Below are 15,974 nucleotides of genomic sequence, written 5' to 3' on the forward strand. Positions count from 1 at the left end.
GGCCCGTAAGCTCCGTTTGCGGGCCGTTATGATGATGTGAAAATTGTAATTTCAATGGCCGGTAAGCTTTGTTTGCGGGCCGTTATGATGTGAAAATTGTAATCTCAACGGCCCGTAAGCTCTGTTTGCGGGCCGTTATGATGTGAAAATGAGAATCTCAATGGCCCGTAAGCTTTGTTTGCGGGCCGTTAAGCTGTGTAAATTGTAATTTCAACGGCCCGTAAGCTCTGTTTGCGGGCCGTTATGATGTGAAAATGAGAATTTCAATGGCCCGTAAGCTCCGTTTGCGGGCCGTTATGGTGCGAAAGTGGGAATTTCAATGGCGCGTAAGCTTTGTTTGCGGGCCGTAATGATGTGTAAATTGTAATTTCAACGGCCCGTAAGCTTTGTTTGCAGGCCGTTATGATGTGAAAATGAGAATTTCAATGGCCCGTAAGCTCCGTTTGCGGGCCGTTATGATGTGAAAATGAGAATTTCAATGGCCCGTAAGCTCCGTTTGCGGGCCGTTATGATGTGTAAATTGTAATCTCAATGGCCCGTAAGCTTAGTTTGCAGGCCGTTATGATGTGAAAATGAGAATTTCAATGGCCCGTAAGCTTTGTTTGCGGGCCGTTATGATGTGTAAATTGTAATCTCAATGGCACGTAAGCTTTGTGAATGGTCCATTATCTTTTATATATTAGAAAATCACCACCAAGAGCTGGTGATTTTCTCGGCTTATCGGCTTATCGTACCAGTAACTTCTGATTTACTCTGCTTAATGGTATCTTTCCCCGCCAATCACGCCGTTAACCTTGAGATTCGCTTAGTTAATGCCCGGGTCTTTTGTAAACCAACACGAACTGATAGAGGTATCAAAATGATTTGTTATTGGTACCTTTTCCTTTTCTGGTAATTATTGAAACTTTCTGACGAATCAATCGTATAGTTATGTAAGAGGTGATGACAATGTCAGCGACAATTATTTTTATGTTTCTCCCATTACTCATTATTTTTATAGCGGTCGGTTTATCTCAGCCTGCAAAGCGGAGAGGAACTGGAGGGGACGCTTCTTCTCCGTTTTTTATGGGAAGTTACAGTGATTCCAATAACTGTGACAGCTCAGGCGGTTTCGGAGGAGGAGACGGCGGTGGATGCGGAGGGGGAGAATAGCCTTTACTTCTGTTAAATTTCTGGAGGTGAGAAGGGTGATGGGGAAAAGAAAAAAGCTTCGGATTCTCTTTAATATTTTCTTGATATCAGTGTGCTTGATTGCTGGATGGTACACCTATCCCTCAGCCTTCTCCAACTTTACGCTATTCGCTGCGGGGATCGGAGTCTTTATCACTCTGGGGCTGCTGGGGCGGTCTTCAAGAGAATGAAAAGTAAAGAAGCCGGATTGAACCTAACAACATTTTTACACAAAAAGTACCTGCAAGCTTAGCAGCAAGCAGGTGCTTTTTTCATGCTCTTTTCTTACTCGCGGTCCTGGTACGGCCTTGTCTGTTCTGCTCGCCAGGATTTCCATGACCTCATGCCGATATCCAAAATGAAGATTAATCCTGCATCAGAAACCCCGGGAGTTCAGTCTAATTAGATCACTCCGCAAAAAAAGACCAGAAAATCTGGTCTGTGTTAGTTCATAATATCTCTCCAAATCAAATGACTGGGACGGTCGCCTTCGATCTTTTCCATGTTCTTCGGGATATCGGACCCGATCCATACGCCTGTCGTGTACTGGTCAGTCAGGCCAAGAACCCAGTAATCATGATAATTGTTGGTTGTTCCGGTTTTGACACCAGCATAAGGGGCGTTTATTTTTGCCCATTTTCCTGTTCCGTTCTGCATAGAGTTTGTTAACATTGCTCTTACTTTCTCGGTTGTACCCTGCGACCAAATGGTTTCTTTGGGTTCATTCCATTCGTACAGTACCTTCCCATTATAGTCCGTCACTCTTGTGATCGAACGCGAAGGCTGATAATTTCCATCTATGAAGGAAGTATAAGCGTCCGTCATCTCAAGCGGCGACATGCCATGGGTGAAGCCTCCGATGGAAGCCGCATAGGTGTAGTCTTGTTCCTGGACTTTTTCGAAATTAAACTTTGTAAGGAAAGCAAACGCTTTGTCAATTCCGACTTTTTCAAATAAACGAAGTGCCGGTGTGTTATAGGACTGTGAAAAAGCCGTGTTCATTGTCACCGTTCCGAACTGTCTGCTGCCGTAGTTGATCGGGCAGTAATTACCGATGCAATAATTATCTGCGTTAACCCTCTCGGCAATAGACGCCCCGGTCTCTTCGATATATGGACCGTACACAAGCAGCGGCTTTATGGAAGAGCCCGGCTGGCGGAAGGCTTGATAGGCATGGTGGAAATTATACTTTTGGTAGTCCTTTCCGCCGACCATCGCAACAATTTGCCGCGACTGGTTATCAACCGTAATGCTGGCACCTTCAATTTCTTGATAATTTAACCTTTTCTGGAAAGCAGCTTTGCTCTTTTCCTGCATTTCACGGTGAAGTGAGGTGTGGACAATGATGCCTGAATTGATCACTTCACTCATCCGCCTATCAAAATCATCGTAAATCTTCTGCTTCTGTTCAGGGCTGGCGGCTGCTTCCACCTTTTTTAAATACCCTTCCTGGGTGGCAACGAGCTCTCTCAATTCAGATTGAGCATACACAGCGTAATCGGGGTAGTGATCGACTTTTTTCCGTACATTCAATTTGATCGGAACCTCTTTTAGCTGGGAGGCTTCTTTTTCTGTCAGCTTTCCAGTTTGCTGCATGATGTCCAGCAGCCGTTCCTGCCTGATCTTTGTCTGATCAAAATGGTCGACAGGGTCATATTTATTTGGGTTGTTGGGAATGGCTGTGATGAAGGCAAGTTCTGCCTGGTTCAGGTCCCCAAGATTTTTTTGAAAATAGTATTGTGAAGCTGTTTCGATACCATATACGCCGTTGCTGAAGTAAATGATATTAAGGTACAGTTCCATGATTTCTTCTTTGGTCAGACTCTTTTCAATTTCATGCGCGTAGAATAACTCGGTTAGTTTGCGGTTATAGGTTTTTTCTTGTCCAAGATAAAGGTTACGTGCCAGCTGCTGGGTGATCGTACTTCCTCCCTGCTGAATGTGGGTGAAGACCAGGTTTTTAACAAGTGCCCGGATGATGGCGCCTGCATCAAAACCGACATGGTCATAGAAGTGCTGGTCTTCAGAGGCGACGAGAATCTCTTTAACAAAGTCAGGAATATCCTCGTCGTCCGCATACAGCCGGAACGGCCTGTTCATCTCGGAAAAAATTTTGCCGTCTTTATCGGTCAGCAAGCTGGTTTTCGAGATATCAAAGTTGTCTTCACTGACAGCCTGCTCAAGAGCCCCCTGAAAGCCTTGAACTTTATTAATCTCTTTTACCGTGGAAAAAAGGATGAACAGAAAAAAAGGAAACAATGAAAATACTAATATATAACCGGCAACGGTTCTCATGCTTTCAACTCATCTCATGCTTTAGTAAGGATTTGGAAGGCAAAGAACTAATATTGTTCTTTTACCTGGCTTTCGGAATGACGCATACTCCACCATAATAATCCAAAAGCCGCTAAGAATAAAGCACCCGTAATATAGAAAATAGAGGAAATCCCTGCAAATCCTGATAAGATGCCACCTAATACTGGACCGGCAACATTTCCCAGGAAGCGAAAACTTTGGTTATAGCCAAGTACCTCCCCCTGCATAGAAAGGGGTGCTTCCTGCCTTATATAGGCCGTGACGCTTGGAATCATCCCGCCAATCGCTATTCCGAATAAGAAGCGGAAAAGGATCAGCTGCCATAGTTCATCGGCCAAAGCCTGTGGAATAATGAAGATACATGCCAGGATCAGTAAAATGGACAGAACTTTTTCATATCCGATTTCATCCCCAAGTTTTCCCCATTTTCTCGTGGCCAGCAGGTTGCCTACACCTGTAGCAGAAAAGGCCAGGCCGGCAAGAAAAGCAATATTCGTCGTGGCGGTCAGCTCATCCACATACAGGGCTAAAAGCGGCTGGACGCTGAAATTCGCTACCTGGATGATGAAAGAGATGACCATCACTGTAAATAAAAGTTTGTGTCGCAAGATATGCTGAAATACCTGTTTGCTGGAATAGCGGGTCGCCTTGGTCTTACCCGGACTTTTTCTGACTTCCTGAATCCCGAACAACACACCGGTCGCCGCCAGGGCAATGGCAATGGACGTGATGATGAACGTATAAGAAAATCCGAAAGAATCGGCCATCACTCCTCCAAGGACCGGTCCGAACAGTCCTCCTGATACGGTCCCCATCTGCAAGGTGCCGAGGGTCTTGCCGGCAATCTCCTTAGGGGTTTGAGAAGAAATCAGAGCAAGCGAGGTAGGGATGAACCCCGTCACTGCTCCCATAGCCATCCGGAGCAGAAATAAGCCCATGACAGAATCGACAAAGCCCATCATGAAAATCGAGAGGGAGATGCCGTAACCGGTTATCAGCAAAATCGGTTTGAATCCATACTTGTCCCCGACTCTTCCCCATACAGGAGAAATAAAGAATGCGACAAGAAAGGTTATGCCGAAAACATAGCCTGACCACCGCTGGACAAATGCATTATCATAGTTCCCAAAGGTCTCAAGATACAAAGAGAGAAACGGCAGGACCATAGTGGCACTGGCTGCGACAAGGAAGTTGGCGAACCACATGATCGTTAAGTTTCTTTTTTCTATAGAGATACACAACACCTTCTTTAGTTCGTAATAATATTATTATATATTTCGGTTTACTAAATATTAATAGTATAAACTATACTCCTGTCTATGCAACCATTGACACTTGTTGGTGATTTGGAAAATATAAATCAACTTTCATATCTTACTTTTAACTATGCCACCCATATCCTGTACCAGCGCCTGAGGATTCGTACCCAATGGAACGGGCCCAGCCGCTCGGGGTCAAATAACCCCAAGAGAATAAAAGGAAAGCCCGCCTTTTTTTCTGTTGAGTACATCTCCTTGTCGGGGCTGAACAGGGCGCTTCCACTTTTGTTTCGACATATTTCGGGGAGTGACTGTCACTAATTAGTACCCGAAAAGCCTGTACATCAGTCATGATTCCTTTTTTGACAAAAGTTTTTAAATTGTCATAATTTTTGGTGTAATCATGATATAATAAATAGAATAAAGATGCAGAGGTATTTGACAGTTTGTTTTTCTTGAAGGATAACCGAATGTCGGGAGGGAAATCAGTTGAAAGGCAGTCAATTGATCATCATTGATTTTGAATTTTCGATGCCGGAGAGGCACCAGAACCCGAGGGGCTTTTTTCCTGAAATCATTGAGACGGGCCTGGTAGCAGTTCAAAATGGAAAAGTCACCGATAAGTTTTCATCCTATGTAAAACCCGCAGCGTTCCCGGTGTTAACGAAGCGATGCAAGCAGTTTTTATCGATCTCTCAACAGGATGTGGATAACGGGATCCCGTTTCATTCATTGATTCAGTACCTGAGTGAACTGAACCGGAGAGGAAAGAACAAGATTATCACCTGGGGCAATATGGATATGAAGGTGCTTCGGAATAACTGCAGCAAGGCGGGAATCAGTTTTCCTTTTACAGGGGAATTCATTGACTTATCGATGGAATACAAGCGGTTCTTCGGAGACCAGAACCAAACCGGCTTATGGAAAGCCGTCCAGGAATATGGGCGTGAGGGTGTAGGCAAGCATCACAAAGCGCTGGATGACGCCTTGACCACTTACCACATCTATAAATTAGTAGAAAAGGATAAAAAGTACCTGGATAAAGCGGAGCCCACAACAATCGGCGATCGTATAGACTTGTCCAAGCTTTTTAACCAGATGGCATGACAAAACCCAAATCAAAAGCTGATTTGGGTTTTAACTTGTTCTAAAGCTTGATAGAATACATCAACTCATATTCCCTTCTAATGCTCTCAAGGGTTTCAAGGCTCTTAGCTGCAAATGCCGATTCCTCAGATGCCAGCTGTTTCTTCAATTCATTGAACGTGCTGGACAGGGACTCATTGTATTCTGGGATATCTCCTTCAAAAGGTTTGACCATTTTTTCCGGGATATTGGCCCTTTCTCTGAAAGCCAGTGCTTTTCGTTCATGAAATAGAGGGACATCCACCTCTTTGGGATTATGCAGGTCACCTTGCCGCGGATGTTTTAAAACCGCCAAAACTTTGACCACATAAACCCCCGGCCGTGAATCTGTTACTTCCCCTATGTATTTTCCTGTTTTATAGAGAGCTGTTACGATGTCTCCGTTTTTGAAATCAGACATGTGCCGTCCTCCTAGTATTTTTATTAGACTGCTTTCGCAAAGATTGTGGCTGCTTTAAATGAAATGGATTTCCGCTCCAGGCGGACGACTCCGCGGGGCGGGCGGTGAGCCTCCTCGGCTGCGCCTGTATAAAAAGTGGAAGCACCTTGGTCAGCCCCGAGGAGCTGGGCGCTGAAACTAGACGACCGCTAGTCCCGCAGGGAGTCGCACGCCTTCCGCTCCATTCTTTCTATGTCAAAAGGGGAGTAGGTTAAAAAGCATTAAGAAGCAACAATCCTTTAGAAAAGAGCCTTTTATTTCGGCTGCTTCTTGCTGAATTCTTTTTAAAGTTGATTGGGTTCATCTACTTCAACTGGAAGCCAAAGCCCTTTTAATAAAACAATATAGACGAAAACAGCCTTAATTACATATAGCATTTACTTTCATTCTAATTCATAATAGAGAGTGTTGCCATATAAAGGGACTATCAACTATTATACATACAAAACAATTTTTAAATGATGGAGGAATTACGATGAAAAAGTACTTAGCAATCGCCGCTGCAGCATTCCTTTTGTTATTGTCAGCCTGCGGGACTTCGAATGAACAGGAAGAGAACCAGAATACCGGCAGCAGCCAGCCTGAAGAAAGTGAACAGGAAACGGCAGAAGCGGTGGATGACAGTGATGTCGTCTATCCACAATTGACAGACGAAATTCAGGAGAATGAAAAAGCTGTAAAAATGGTGACCACTATGGGGGATATCACTATAAAATTATTCCCGGACCAAGCTCCTAAAGCGGTAGAGAACTTCATGACCCACAGCAAGGAAGGGTACTATGATGGTGTCATTTTTCACCGTGTCATCACTGACTTCATGATTCAGGGAGGAGACCCGCAAGGCACCGGCACAGGCGGGGAAAGCGTCTGGGGTGAACCATTTGAGGACGAGTTTTCTAAAGAATTGTTGAATATCCGCGGTGCCCTTTCCATGGCCAATGCAGGTCCGGGCACGAACGGCAGTCAGTTCTTTATCGTCCAGAATTCAAGTGTTGATCCTTCATTGGAACAGCAGATGGTTCAAGCAGGCTTCGGTAAAAAAGCGATTGAAACGTATATGGAGCGCGGTGGAACACCACACCTTGATAACAAACACACAGTCTTTGGACAAGTAATCGAAGGCATGGACGTTGTCGATGAAATTGCGGCAGTTGAAACTGGTGCCAACGACAAGCCTGCCGAAGATGTCGTCATTGAGAAGATAGAGATCGTTAAAGAATAAGAAAAGTTGGGAGCAGCTGAGCCATAAGGAGCAGCTGCTTTTGTTTGGTTTTTGGACATGGTTTTACTCCAGAGGAATTGATATAATAGCTACAGTTTGCAAGTTTGAAAGGAGACTACTATGCTTCAAGCATTTATCTTGAATCTGTTTCTATATTTTCCAGAAGACAAAACAGAATATATCCCAGCTGCATTTTGGATGATTTTATTCGGCACTGCTGCCGTCCTGACATTCCGCTGGATCATTAAAATATCGAAAAAAGAAGAAGAAAAAACGAAACAGGCCGAGGAAGAAGCGAGAAAGGCTGCGGAGGAAGATCGCAGGGGTTGAGTATTTGCGGTCGACTGCTCTTGGTATTATGGTGGAAAGTAATTCTTCCTTGGCAGTCTTGGTGAGGACAAGAGCTGCTTGTTTAAGAGTGATATGTGTCCGAAGCAGAGCCAACGTTGGTCAAGGGCTGCTCGTTTGAGAGTAAGATATGTCCGAGGCAGAGTCAACGTCGGTCAAGAGCTGCTTGTTTGAGAGTGAGATATGTCCGAAGCAGAGTCAACGTCGGTCAAGAGCTGCTCGTTTGAGTGTGAGATATGTCCGAGGCAGAGTCAACGTCGGTCAAGAGCTGCTTGTTTGAGAGTGAGCTATGTCCGAAGCAGAGTCAACGTTGGTCAAGAGCGTCTAGTTTTAGTGCGAGATGTGTCCGAAGCAGAGCCAACGTCGGTCAAGTTCTGCTGGTTTGCGGTTGAGTTATGTTTGAAGCAGAGTCAACGTCGGTCAAGCGCATCTAGTTTGAGAGTGAGATTGTCCGAAGCAGAGCCAACGTCGGTCAAGAGCGCCTGTTTTGAGAGTGAGACGTGTATGAAGCCGAACCTCACCATATAAAATTCCTTATCCTTGGTAACAGCCGGCAAAATCGCTGTATGAGAATATTTTTTTCCAGCAAAGGCAACAATGGTATAGACGATTTTGTTGTTGGAGGAGATAGGATGCATACAAAGTTAGCGACAGGGCTGCTTGCTTCAGTCGTACTGCTGCAAGGCTGCGCACTGGAGAACCCAAAGAAAACAGAGGTTGATATAAAGAACCCTGTTGGTGATTCATTAGGAATAATCACCATCCAGGAGCAGGCTTCGGGTGTGGAACTGGACATGGATCTCGTGGGTCTCCCGCCGGGTGTTCACGCCATCCATATTCATGAGCTTGGAAAGTGCGAGCCGCCTGATTTTGAATCGGCAGGAAATCATTTTAACCCGGAGGATAAGGAACATGGCCTGCTGCATCCAAAAGGAGCTCATGCAGGAGATCTGCCTAATTTGATTGTGGAAGATGATGGATCTTTTAAAGGGCAAATCATGGCTCCATTAGTGACGCTTTCCAAAGGGGCCGCTTCTCTTTTCACTAAAGAAGGAACATCCATTGTTATTAATGAAGGACAGGATGATGGAATGTCCCAGCCTGCCGGAGATTCGGGAAAGAGGATTGCCTGCGGAGAAATTACGAGTGAGAAAGAAAAAGAATGAAACTGATAACCAATTGGTTGTCGGTTTTTTTATTTTTATTAAAATCTTGACCGGAATAAGATGCAGAGAGTGAGTTTAGTTGAGTCGTGGCTGTGAATTCAAGGGGGCACTCAATATAAACAAGCAAGGGTTTCTGCCCCTTGCTTGTTTTTCAGGATAGCGCTTTTTTCAGCCGCTCTAATCCGTCTCTCAGTGTGTCCCTTGTACAGGCAATATTCATTCTGAAAAAACCTTCTCCGTCTTCACCGAATTTACTGCCAGGTTCAAGAGCCAGCTTTCCTTTATTCAGGAGCAGGTCCTGAAGTTCTGTTTCTGTTTTGCCGGTATCGCGGAAATCAATCCATAAGAGATAAGTGGCTTCCGGTTCCATGACGGACAACTCAGGAAGTTCCGCTTTTACAAAGGTTTTCACTTCCTCTATATTATCAGCTAGATAGGATATCAAGCTGTCCAGCCAGTCTCCTCCATGTAAATAAGCCGCTTCCATGCCGACAACACCAAATGTATTCAGAGTGAAGATGCCTTGCTTTTGGTGCTCTTCAGCAACCTTTTCCCGAAGTTCCTTATTGGGAATGATCATTACAGAAGCTTGAAGGCCCGCGATATTAAAGGTTTTACTCGGAGCAGCAAGTGTAAGGGTAATATCTTCAATCTCTTTTTTTAGTGAAGCGATCGGGATGTGTGTATTTGGCTTATGAACAAGGTCAGCGTGAATTTCATCCGAGATGATAAGGACACCATACTTTTTACAGAGTTCTGCCATCTTCAACAGTTCTTCCTTTGTCCAGACACGGCCGCCCGGGTTATGGGGGCTGCAAAGCAGGAAAAGTTTGACGCCTTGTTTCAAAGCCTCTTCAAATGCATGAAAGTCCACAGTGAACTGGCCCTTTTTAATTACTAATGGAGCTTTTTTTGCTATGCGGCCATTACTCTCGGCAAGGCTGAAAAAAGGGGTATACACCGGGGAATGCATTAGGATGCCATCACCTTTCTCTGTGAAGGCTTTGATAATGGTGGCGATGGCCGGTACGATGCCGGAACTGTACAATAGTGAACTTTCCTTGACCTCCCAATTGTGCCGCTCTTTCATCCAGCTGCTGACTGCTTTTCCCAGTGAGCCGCCGGTATACGTATAGCCGAATATTCCGTGCTCGACTCTTTTATGGAGTGCATCCAGCACTTCTGGCGGGGGAGGAAAATCCATATCAGCCACCCACATGGGAAGCACATCATCACGGCCGAAAACCGTCTTGGTTAGATCCCACTTTACGGATGAGGTTCCTTTGCGGTCGGGAGAACTATCAAAATTATGCATCATCATCACATCCTTCTTAAGTTTAAGCTGGCTTTAGTATAAGTCCGTCTTTGGGCCAAGCAGGTTGATAATCGTTATTCAAAAAAGAAGTATAGATCATATGGTAAAACAGGAAGAAGCAAGATTAAAAACATATGCTTGAAATATACTTCATCCAGGTGAAAATGATGAATATTACATGTGAGAAACTTTCAAAAGGGCTATATCTTCTTTTACTGAACAATCCAGAAGCTCGGAAGGTTATTGTAAAGAGAGCAGGCAGTAAGTACCTCGTTGTGCTTTCTCTTCTGTAAAAAAAGGATGTTCATTCAGAGGAAAATACTGCCGGTGAAAAGCGGTATTTCTCCTATGTGAACATCCCTTTTCCTTAAAAGGTGATTTCTTGATTTACATAAGGCTTCTGTTCCAGTGGCTGATCTGCATAGGCACCGCCATAACCACTCAATGTCTTGAATGCTGTTCTTTTAAACAGTACTTAAGTGACGGGCAAGGTGTTTGAAATCGGTTTCTTGCTTTTCATTTCTGCTTTCTGTTCTTCGTACTCCCGGTCAGTAAAAGAGCGGATGTAATTGAAAACATCTTCCGGTCGTTCTTCAGGTACCAGGTGACCTGTTTTCTCAAGCACTATTAATTTAGAATTAGGCAGGTCTTTATCCAGTCTTTTTCCAATGCTGAGCGGAACAACCCGGTCATGCTTCCCCCACACTAGAAGACAGGGTGTCTGTATCTGCTGAAGATCCTGCTGGCTTAAATCGCCTTCGCGGTGGCGGATCATCCTTGTGAGTGCCCGGAAAATATCATCATCCAGGAATGGCTTCAGATAGCCGTACATCATTTCATCATTAATCATCTTGGCATCGTGGACTACATTTTCGAGGTTTTGGCGCACGCCCGATTTTGAAAGCCATAGTTTTACATACACATGGAAAAAAGGAATATAGCTCAACATCATCACAGGCCAGTTCATTTTTTTCAAATAACCTGAGCTGCAAAGCAGAATCCCTTTCTCCACAAGATCCGGCTTTTGTTGCATGACATTGAGAGCGATCTGCCCACCCATCGAATGGCCGATGAGATGGATGTTGTCTATTTCAAGCTTTTCCATAAGCAGGACAACGGTCTTGGCGAGATTTTCGTATGAATAAATAAAATCAGTTTTCTTGCCGCTTTGTCCAAAAGGGGGAAGATCTACGGATATGACATTATATTGCTCCTTCAGCAGCGGAGTCAGATGCCGGAAGCTGAAAGTAGAGGAAAGAAACCCGTGAAGAAGGACAAAAGTTTCCCGGGCAGACGGATGGCGGTGGTGTTCATAGAATATTTCTGCTCCATTAATGGTTTCCTTGTAAGTGATATCATTCATTTTACTCTCACTCCTGATAAGAATACGTACTTGTATCTTACCCTGCATAAATAAAAAAACACCATTAAATCGCATTATTGGCAAGTTGATTTAGGAGTTGTTTAAAGAAGGTTGCAAAGGGGGGACGGAGGAGCAGTGCTGTTAGCCTTAGCTTCTTTAAAACGCTGGGTCTTAAGTGAAGCAAGATAAAGAAGGTCTGCTTCAGGGAGGAGTTAAAAGAGAGCCGCTGAAACACAAAAAATAGGACGATAATAAAATATCGTCCACAATGAAAACAAAAGGGGGAATACTTAAAAAGCTTAGTAAAAGCATTGCCCCTTGAAGTGAAAATTATACATATTGTTTAAAAGTTTATTCTACGGTTGAACCGTATTTGATTTCATAAAGCATCTGCATGACCCGCAAAAAGTCATCTTCAGAGAATTCTTTTGCTTTTCGCAGGATGAGCTTTGCTTTTTTCGTGCCAATCTCGCTGATCAGCTGTTCGATTTCATGATCGATTCCTTGGGGATGGTTTTCCAGCAGTTCTTTTTCCAGCATTTCAGAAGCCGGAACATCAAGGACGGTAGACAGCTTCAGGATGGTTTGGGTATCAGGTATTTGGCTGCCGCTTTCATACTTTTCAATCGTTTTCTTTCCAAGTCTTGCCCGCATGGCTAATTCTTCTTGGCTGATATTCCGTTCTTCACGCAATAACCTTAAATTTTGACCGAAATGAGACATATAGATCCCTCCATCAAATTAACCTTTATACTATTATATTACCATGTAAGCACCATTATCAGTCATAGTATCATTGAACAAAATGTGAGGAATCTGCTTTGCTGATTTAACGCTTCAACGCACGATAAGGGACAGTCCCTTATCGTGCTTTAAAGGGTTAAAGGATGTTCATTGAGTTCAGAAAGACGGCTATAATGGCAATCGGAACGGCGAAGCGGATCAGGAAATAGAGCGTTTCAAACTGACCGTCAGACATGCCGGATCCTCTCTGCAGTTCTTCTTTTACATCGGACTTCTTCAATACATACGCAGTGAAGATGCTGATAAACAAGGCCCCGACTGGCAGGCCGATGTTGCTGGCGATAAAGTCGGCGAAGTCAAAAAATGATTTCCCGATGATTTGAAAATCGGTTAAGACTCCGAATGAGAGAGCACTTGGGATCCCGACAACAAATACAAGGGTACCCGCAAACCAAGCAGACTTTCCGCGCTTCCGGGGATTGCCTCTTTCCAGGACGGCAACGATGATTTCAAGAATAGAGAAAGCGGATGTCAATGTAGCAAACAGCAGCAAAACGAGAAAGATGGCAAGGAACATCCCGCCGAACGCAATTTCGTTAAAGACCGCAGGAATGACGACAAAGACCAGTCCTGGTCCTACATCAGGCTGAAATCCCAGAGCGAAAACGGAAGGGAAGATGACCAGTCCGGCGAGTAATGAGATAAGGATATTCAATCCAGCGACACTGAAAGCGGAATTTGGCATGTTTTCTGTTTTAGGCAAATAGGAAGAGTAGGTGACCATTACAGAAATCCCGACGCTTAGGGCGAAAAAAGCTTGTCCCAAAGCAAGCAGAGCTGTCTCAGCCGTTAGATAGCTCCAGTCCGGCTGCAGCAAATAGCGTACTCCTTCCATTGCACCGTCCAATGTCAGTGAACGGACAACGAGGATAAGGAAAAGAACGAATAAAGCAGGCATCATGAATTTACTGGCTCGTTCAATGCCTGCTTTTATGCCTCCTTTTACGACAAAGACCGTCATAACCATGAAAATAAATTGAGCCAGCAGGACTTCCCATGGCCGGCTGATAATGCTTTCGAACAAAGCTCCATATCCTTGCTGGGACATGCCGGTCAGACCTCCTGACAGGCTCCTCACCAGGTAAGAAAGAATCCATCCTCCTACCACACTGTAAAATGATAAAATAACCAATGAGATGAATGTACCGAAATAGCCTACCAGCGGCCAGAGTGAAGCAGGAGCAAGAGCCCGGTAAGAAGTGACCGCATCTCCGCCGCCGCGTCTTCCTATGACGAACTCAGCCAGCAGAATTGGGGTACCGATGAGTATAGTAAAAAGAATAAAGAGCAGGAAGAATACCCCGCCTCCATTGGTGCCGGCCATATAAGGGAATTTCCATATTGCGCCAAGTCCGATAGCGGAACCGGCTGCGGCCAGAATGAAGCCTAATTTGGATGACCACTGATCACTGTTTTTCAAAGTTATTCTCTCCTTCCTCAAGATGATTTCACCATGTTACTATGATTTCCACTCAGTGTATAGACGATTTCTACTAATCAGATATATTTCCTTATAAATTGAAACAATTATTGGAAAACAAGCGTTAAATGACAAAAGAAGAGAAAAGGAGGTCAGGAAATGGAAGATGCTTTTCTTATTGGGGAGGCTCAAAATGGGAATTTATCTGCTTACAGCGAGCTGGTTAAGAGGTTTTCACCGGTTGTCGAACGCTTTGCGTTTCAATTGGGGGCTTCCCCCAGAGATATTCAGGACATTTCTCAAGAAGTTTTCATAAGAGTTTACCGATTTTTACATCAATTTACTCATTCAAAATTCACTACCTGGCTGTATAAAATCACATTGAATGTAACGAGGGATTTTATAAAAAAAGAAAACCGCTACCTCTTCAAAGCAGAAAAGCTGGCTAAGGAACCCTTTCCCGCTGAAGAGCTTCCTGAAGACATGCTTTTCAAGGAAGAGGAGGAAAGGCTTCTTCATGAATGCATAAAAAAACTAGATGAAAAGTACCGAATCCCGATTATTCTCTATTATTTTCATGATAAGAAGTACGAAGAGATCCAAGACATCCTTTCGTTGAATCTCTCGACTGTCAAGACCAGGCTGCTCAGAGGGAAGAACCTGCTGAAAAAAGCTCTTACAGAAGAAGAAAAGAAGGAGGGGAAGAAACATGGATGATCAATCATTGAAAGAACGGATGAACAAGCTCAATGATCAGTATGAGAGGATGCCTGCTAAAACAGATGTATCTCAAGTTATGAAGGCCATCGAAAAAGAGCAAAAACCCGCAAAACAGAACCGGCCTGGCATTCATTGGCCATACGCTGCAAGCTTTATCGGTGTTCTGGTCATTGCCTCTATCCTGATGGTTCAATTTATTGGAGGAGAAAGCGCTGGATTGCTTAATGACAGGGAACAGGCGGAGATGCCGGCTTCAGACCCGGAGGAGATTGCCCATGAAATAGAAAGCCATTACACTATCCGAAAAACACAGGCGGTTGGAAGCCTTGGCATGACGGGAGAAGGATTCCGGCGATCAGAAATGGGAGGAGTTGCAGAAGAGTATGTTTCCTTCAATCTGCAGCAATTAAAAGAGGGAGAAGTGCCAGTACAGGACGGTAATCACTTGAAAAGAGTGAAGGAAAACCTGGATGATATGTTAAGAACACCTCAGCAAATTCTGTTTGATATAAAAGGAAAAACACTTACGGAAAAAGAAGCAGGTCAGTGGGTAAAGGAGTATCATAAGATCCAACAAGGGCTTTTGCCGATATATGAAGATGAAATGCTGAAATACAGAAAAGAGTGGGAGGAAGAGGCTTCAGATGGGAGCCTTGAGAGCCGCGATCTTTTGATGGATAGAGAGAGCAGCTACTCGGAGGAATTGATTCGATTGGTGGAAGGTGCAACGGACAATGGAATTTTACTAACTTACTCAGAAGTTTCCGGGCATTTCCAGGCAGAAACTGATCTGGAATATATTTCATTCATACTTTCATCTTCTGAACTTCCCGATGCCTTTAGAAATGTCCTAAGACTAAAGAGTTTACCGGAAAGCCTGAATGACGGCATCATTACCACGAACTGGATGAGAGCGGGTGGAGACCTTCTTCTTTATGAAGAAACGCTTGAAGGTCTTCCTGAAGGCTCTGAATTTCTTGAAGAGTTCGAAATGGAATACAATACCTTGCTGAGGGCCTATATTAAAGGATCCCCTGCGCAGCCTCTTTTTCATGGAGATGGAACGTTGAAAGAGGATATAAAAGAATCCTTTGAGAAAATGATTGAGCTTCATCCTGATTCAGAAACTGTTGGACGAATCATGCCTTACTATCAAAAGTTGAAAGAGAATGGTTTTACTGAACCTGCTCACTGGGATGAATTTTATTTGCCTTATGAACGTTAAAATTAAGGGAAAAAACTGTTGTGATGGATGTTTTATGATAGGTAAAACGGGAAAACTATCT

At 44.1% G+C, this 15,974-nt stretch carries 14 protein-coding genes; 7 read left to right on the forward strand and 7 right to left on the reverse strand.

Translation table 11 applies throughout. The features are described from left to right. Positions 1-948: 948 nt before the first annotated feature. Complete coding sequence (locus FZC79_RS17180; RefSeq protein ID WP_187442842.1) at positions 949-1,152, forward strand: hypothetical protein; 204 nt, start codon at positions 949-951, stop codon at positions 1,150-1,152. A 462-nt stretch (positions 1,153-1,614) separates the two neighbouring features. Here the strand turns inward: FZC79_RS17180 and FZC79_RS17185 are convergent, their stop codons facing one another. Together FZC79_RS17185 and FZC79_RS17190 are read right to left on the reverse strand one after the other, a co-directional pair. Continuing rightward, entirely contained in the window at positions 1,615-3,465 is a 1,851-nt protein-coding gene (locus FZC79_RS17185) for a transglycosylase domain-containing protein (protein ID WP_148947986.1), read from the reverse strand. A gap of 47 nt (positions 3,466-3,512) precedes the next feature. Beyond that, positions 3,513-4,721, reverse strand: coding sequence for an MFS transporter (locus tag FZC79_RS17190; protein WP_148948034.1), 1,209 nt, complete (start codon positions 4,719-4,721; stop codon positions 3,513-3,515). A gap of 513 nt (positions 4,722-5,234) precedes the next feature. Between FZC79_RS17190 and kapD the strand changes: the two genes are divergently transcribed. Beyond that, on the forward strand, positions 5,235-5,852 hold the full coding sequence (kapD, locus tag FZC79_RS17200) for a 3'-5' exonuclease KapD (RefSeq protein WP_187442843.1): 618 nt from the start codon (positions 5,235-5,237) through the stop codon (positions 5,850-5,852). 40 nt (positions 5,853-5,892) lie between these two features. Here kapD and FZC79_RS17205 read toward each other — a convergent pair whose 3' ends face one another. Beyond that, complete coding sequence (locus FZC79_RS17205) at positions 5,893-6,291, reverse strand: kinase-associated lipoprotein B (RefSeq protein WP_148947988.1); 399 nt, start codon at positions 6,289-6,291, stop codon at positions 5,893-5,895. Between the two features lie 514 nt (positions 6,292-6,805). Between FZC79_RS17205 and FZC79_RS17210 the strand changes: the two genes are divergently transcribed. The 3 genes from FZC79_RS17210 to FZC79_RS17225 all read left to right on the forward strand — a co-directional run bounded on the left by FZC79_RS17210 (position 6,806) and on the right by FZC79_RS17225 (position 9,066). After that, positions 6,806-7,552: a peptidylprolyl isomerase gene (locus FZC79_RS17210; protein WP_148947989.1), complete on the forward strand. Its 747-nt coding sequence runs from the start codon at positions 6,806-6,808 to the stop codon at positions 7,550-7,552. A 120-nt stretch (positions 7,553-7,672) separates the two neighbouring features. Then, a complete protein-coding gene (locus FZC79_RS17215) occupies positions 7,673-7,882 on the forward strand; it encodes a hypothetical protein (RefSeq protein ID WP_148947990.1) in 210 nt (69 codons plus the stop codon). A 650-nt stretch (positions 7,883-8,532) separates the two neighbouring features. Continuing rightward, positions 8,533-9,066 carry a superoxide dismutase family protein gene (locus FZC79_RS17225; RefSeq protein WP_148947992.1) on the forward strand — a complete coding sequence of 178 codons (534 nt, stop codon included), beginning with the start codon at positions 8,533-8,535 and terminating at the stop codon, positions 9,064-9,066. Positions 9,067-9,217: 151 nt separating this feature from the next. Here FZC79_RS17225 and FZC79_RS17230 read toward each other — a convergent pair whose 3' ends face one another. The 4 genes from FZC79_RS17230 to FZC79_RS17245 form a co-directional block, all read right to left on the reverse strand. Then, on the reverse strand, positions 9,218-10,387 hold the full coding sequence (locus FZC79_RS17230) for a MalY/PatB family protein (RefSeq protein WP_187442845.1): 1,170 nt from the start codon (positions 10,385-10,387) through the stop codon (positions 9,218-9,220). Positions 10,388-10,856: 469 nt separating this feature from the next. Continuing rightward, positions 10,857-11,744 carry an alpha/beta fold hydrolase gene (locus tag FZC79_RS17235; protein WP_148947994.1) on the reverse strand — a complete coding sequence of 296 codons (888 nt, stop codon included), beginning with the start codon at positions 11,742-11,744 and terminating at the stop codon, positions 10,857-10,859. Between the two features lie 351 nt (positions 11,745-12,095). Beyond that, complete coding sequence (locus tag FZC79_RS17240; protein WP_148947995.1) at positions 12,096-12,467, reverse strand: helix-turn-helix domain-containing protein; 372 nt, start codon at positions 12,465-12,467, stop codon at positions 12,096-12,098. Between the two features lie 157 nt (positions 12,468-12,624). After that, the gene (locus FZC79_RS17245) at positions 12,625-13,968 is read right to left on the reverse strand and encodes a sodium-dependent transporter (RefSeq protein WP_148947996.1); all 1,344 of its coding nucleotides are present in this window, start codon (positions 13,966-13,968) and stop codon (positions 12,625-12,627) included. Between the two features lie 159 nt (positions 13,969-14,127). On the opposite strand from FZC79_RS17245, the gene FZC79_RS17250 reads away from it, so the two are divergent. Both FZC79_RS17250 and FZC79_RS17255 read left to right on the forward strand, forming a co-directional pair. Further along, positions 14,128-14,685: an RNA polymerase sigma factor gene (locus FZC79_RS17250; RefSeq protein ID WP_148947997.1), complete on the forward strand. Its 558-nt coding sequence runs from the start codon at positions 14,128-14,130 to the stop codon at positions 14,683-14,685. Then, positions 14,678-15,913 (forward strand): hypothetical protein, encoded by a 1,236-nt coding sequence (locus FZC79_RS17255; protein ID WP_148947998.1) that lies wholly within the window; start codon positions 14,678-14,680, stop codon positions 15,911-15,913. Before FZC79_RS17250 ends, FZC79_RS17255 begins: the two co-directional genes overlap by 8 nt. Positions 15,914-15,974: the final 61 nt, after the last annotated feature.

Source organism: Rossellomorea vietnamensis (genome assembly GCF_008180615.1).
Lineage (GTDB): Bacteria > Bacillota > Bacilli > Bacillales > Bacillaceae_B > Rossellomorea > Rossellomorea vietnamensis_D.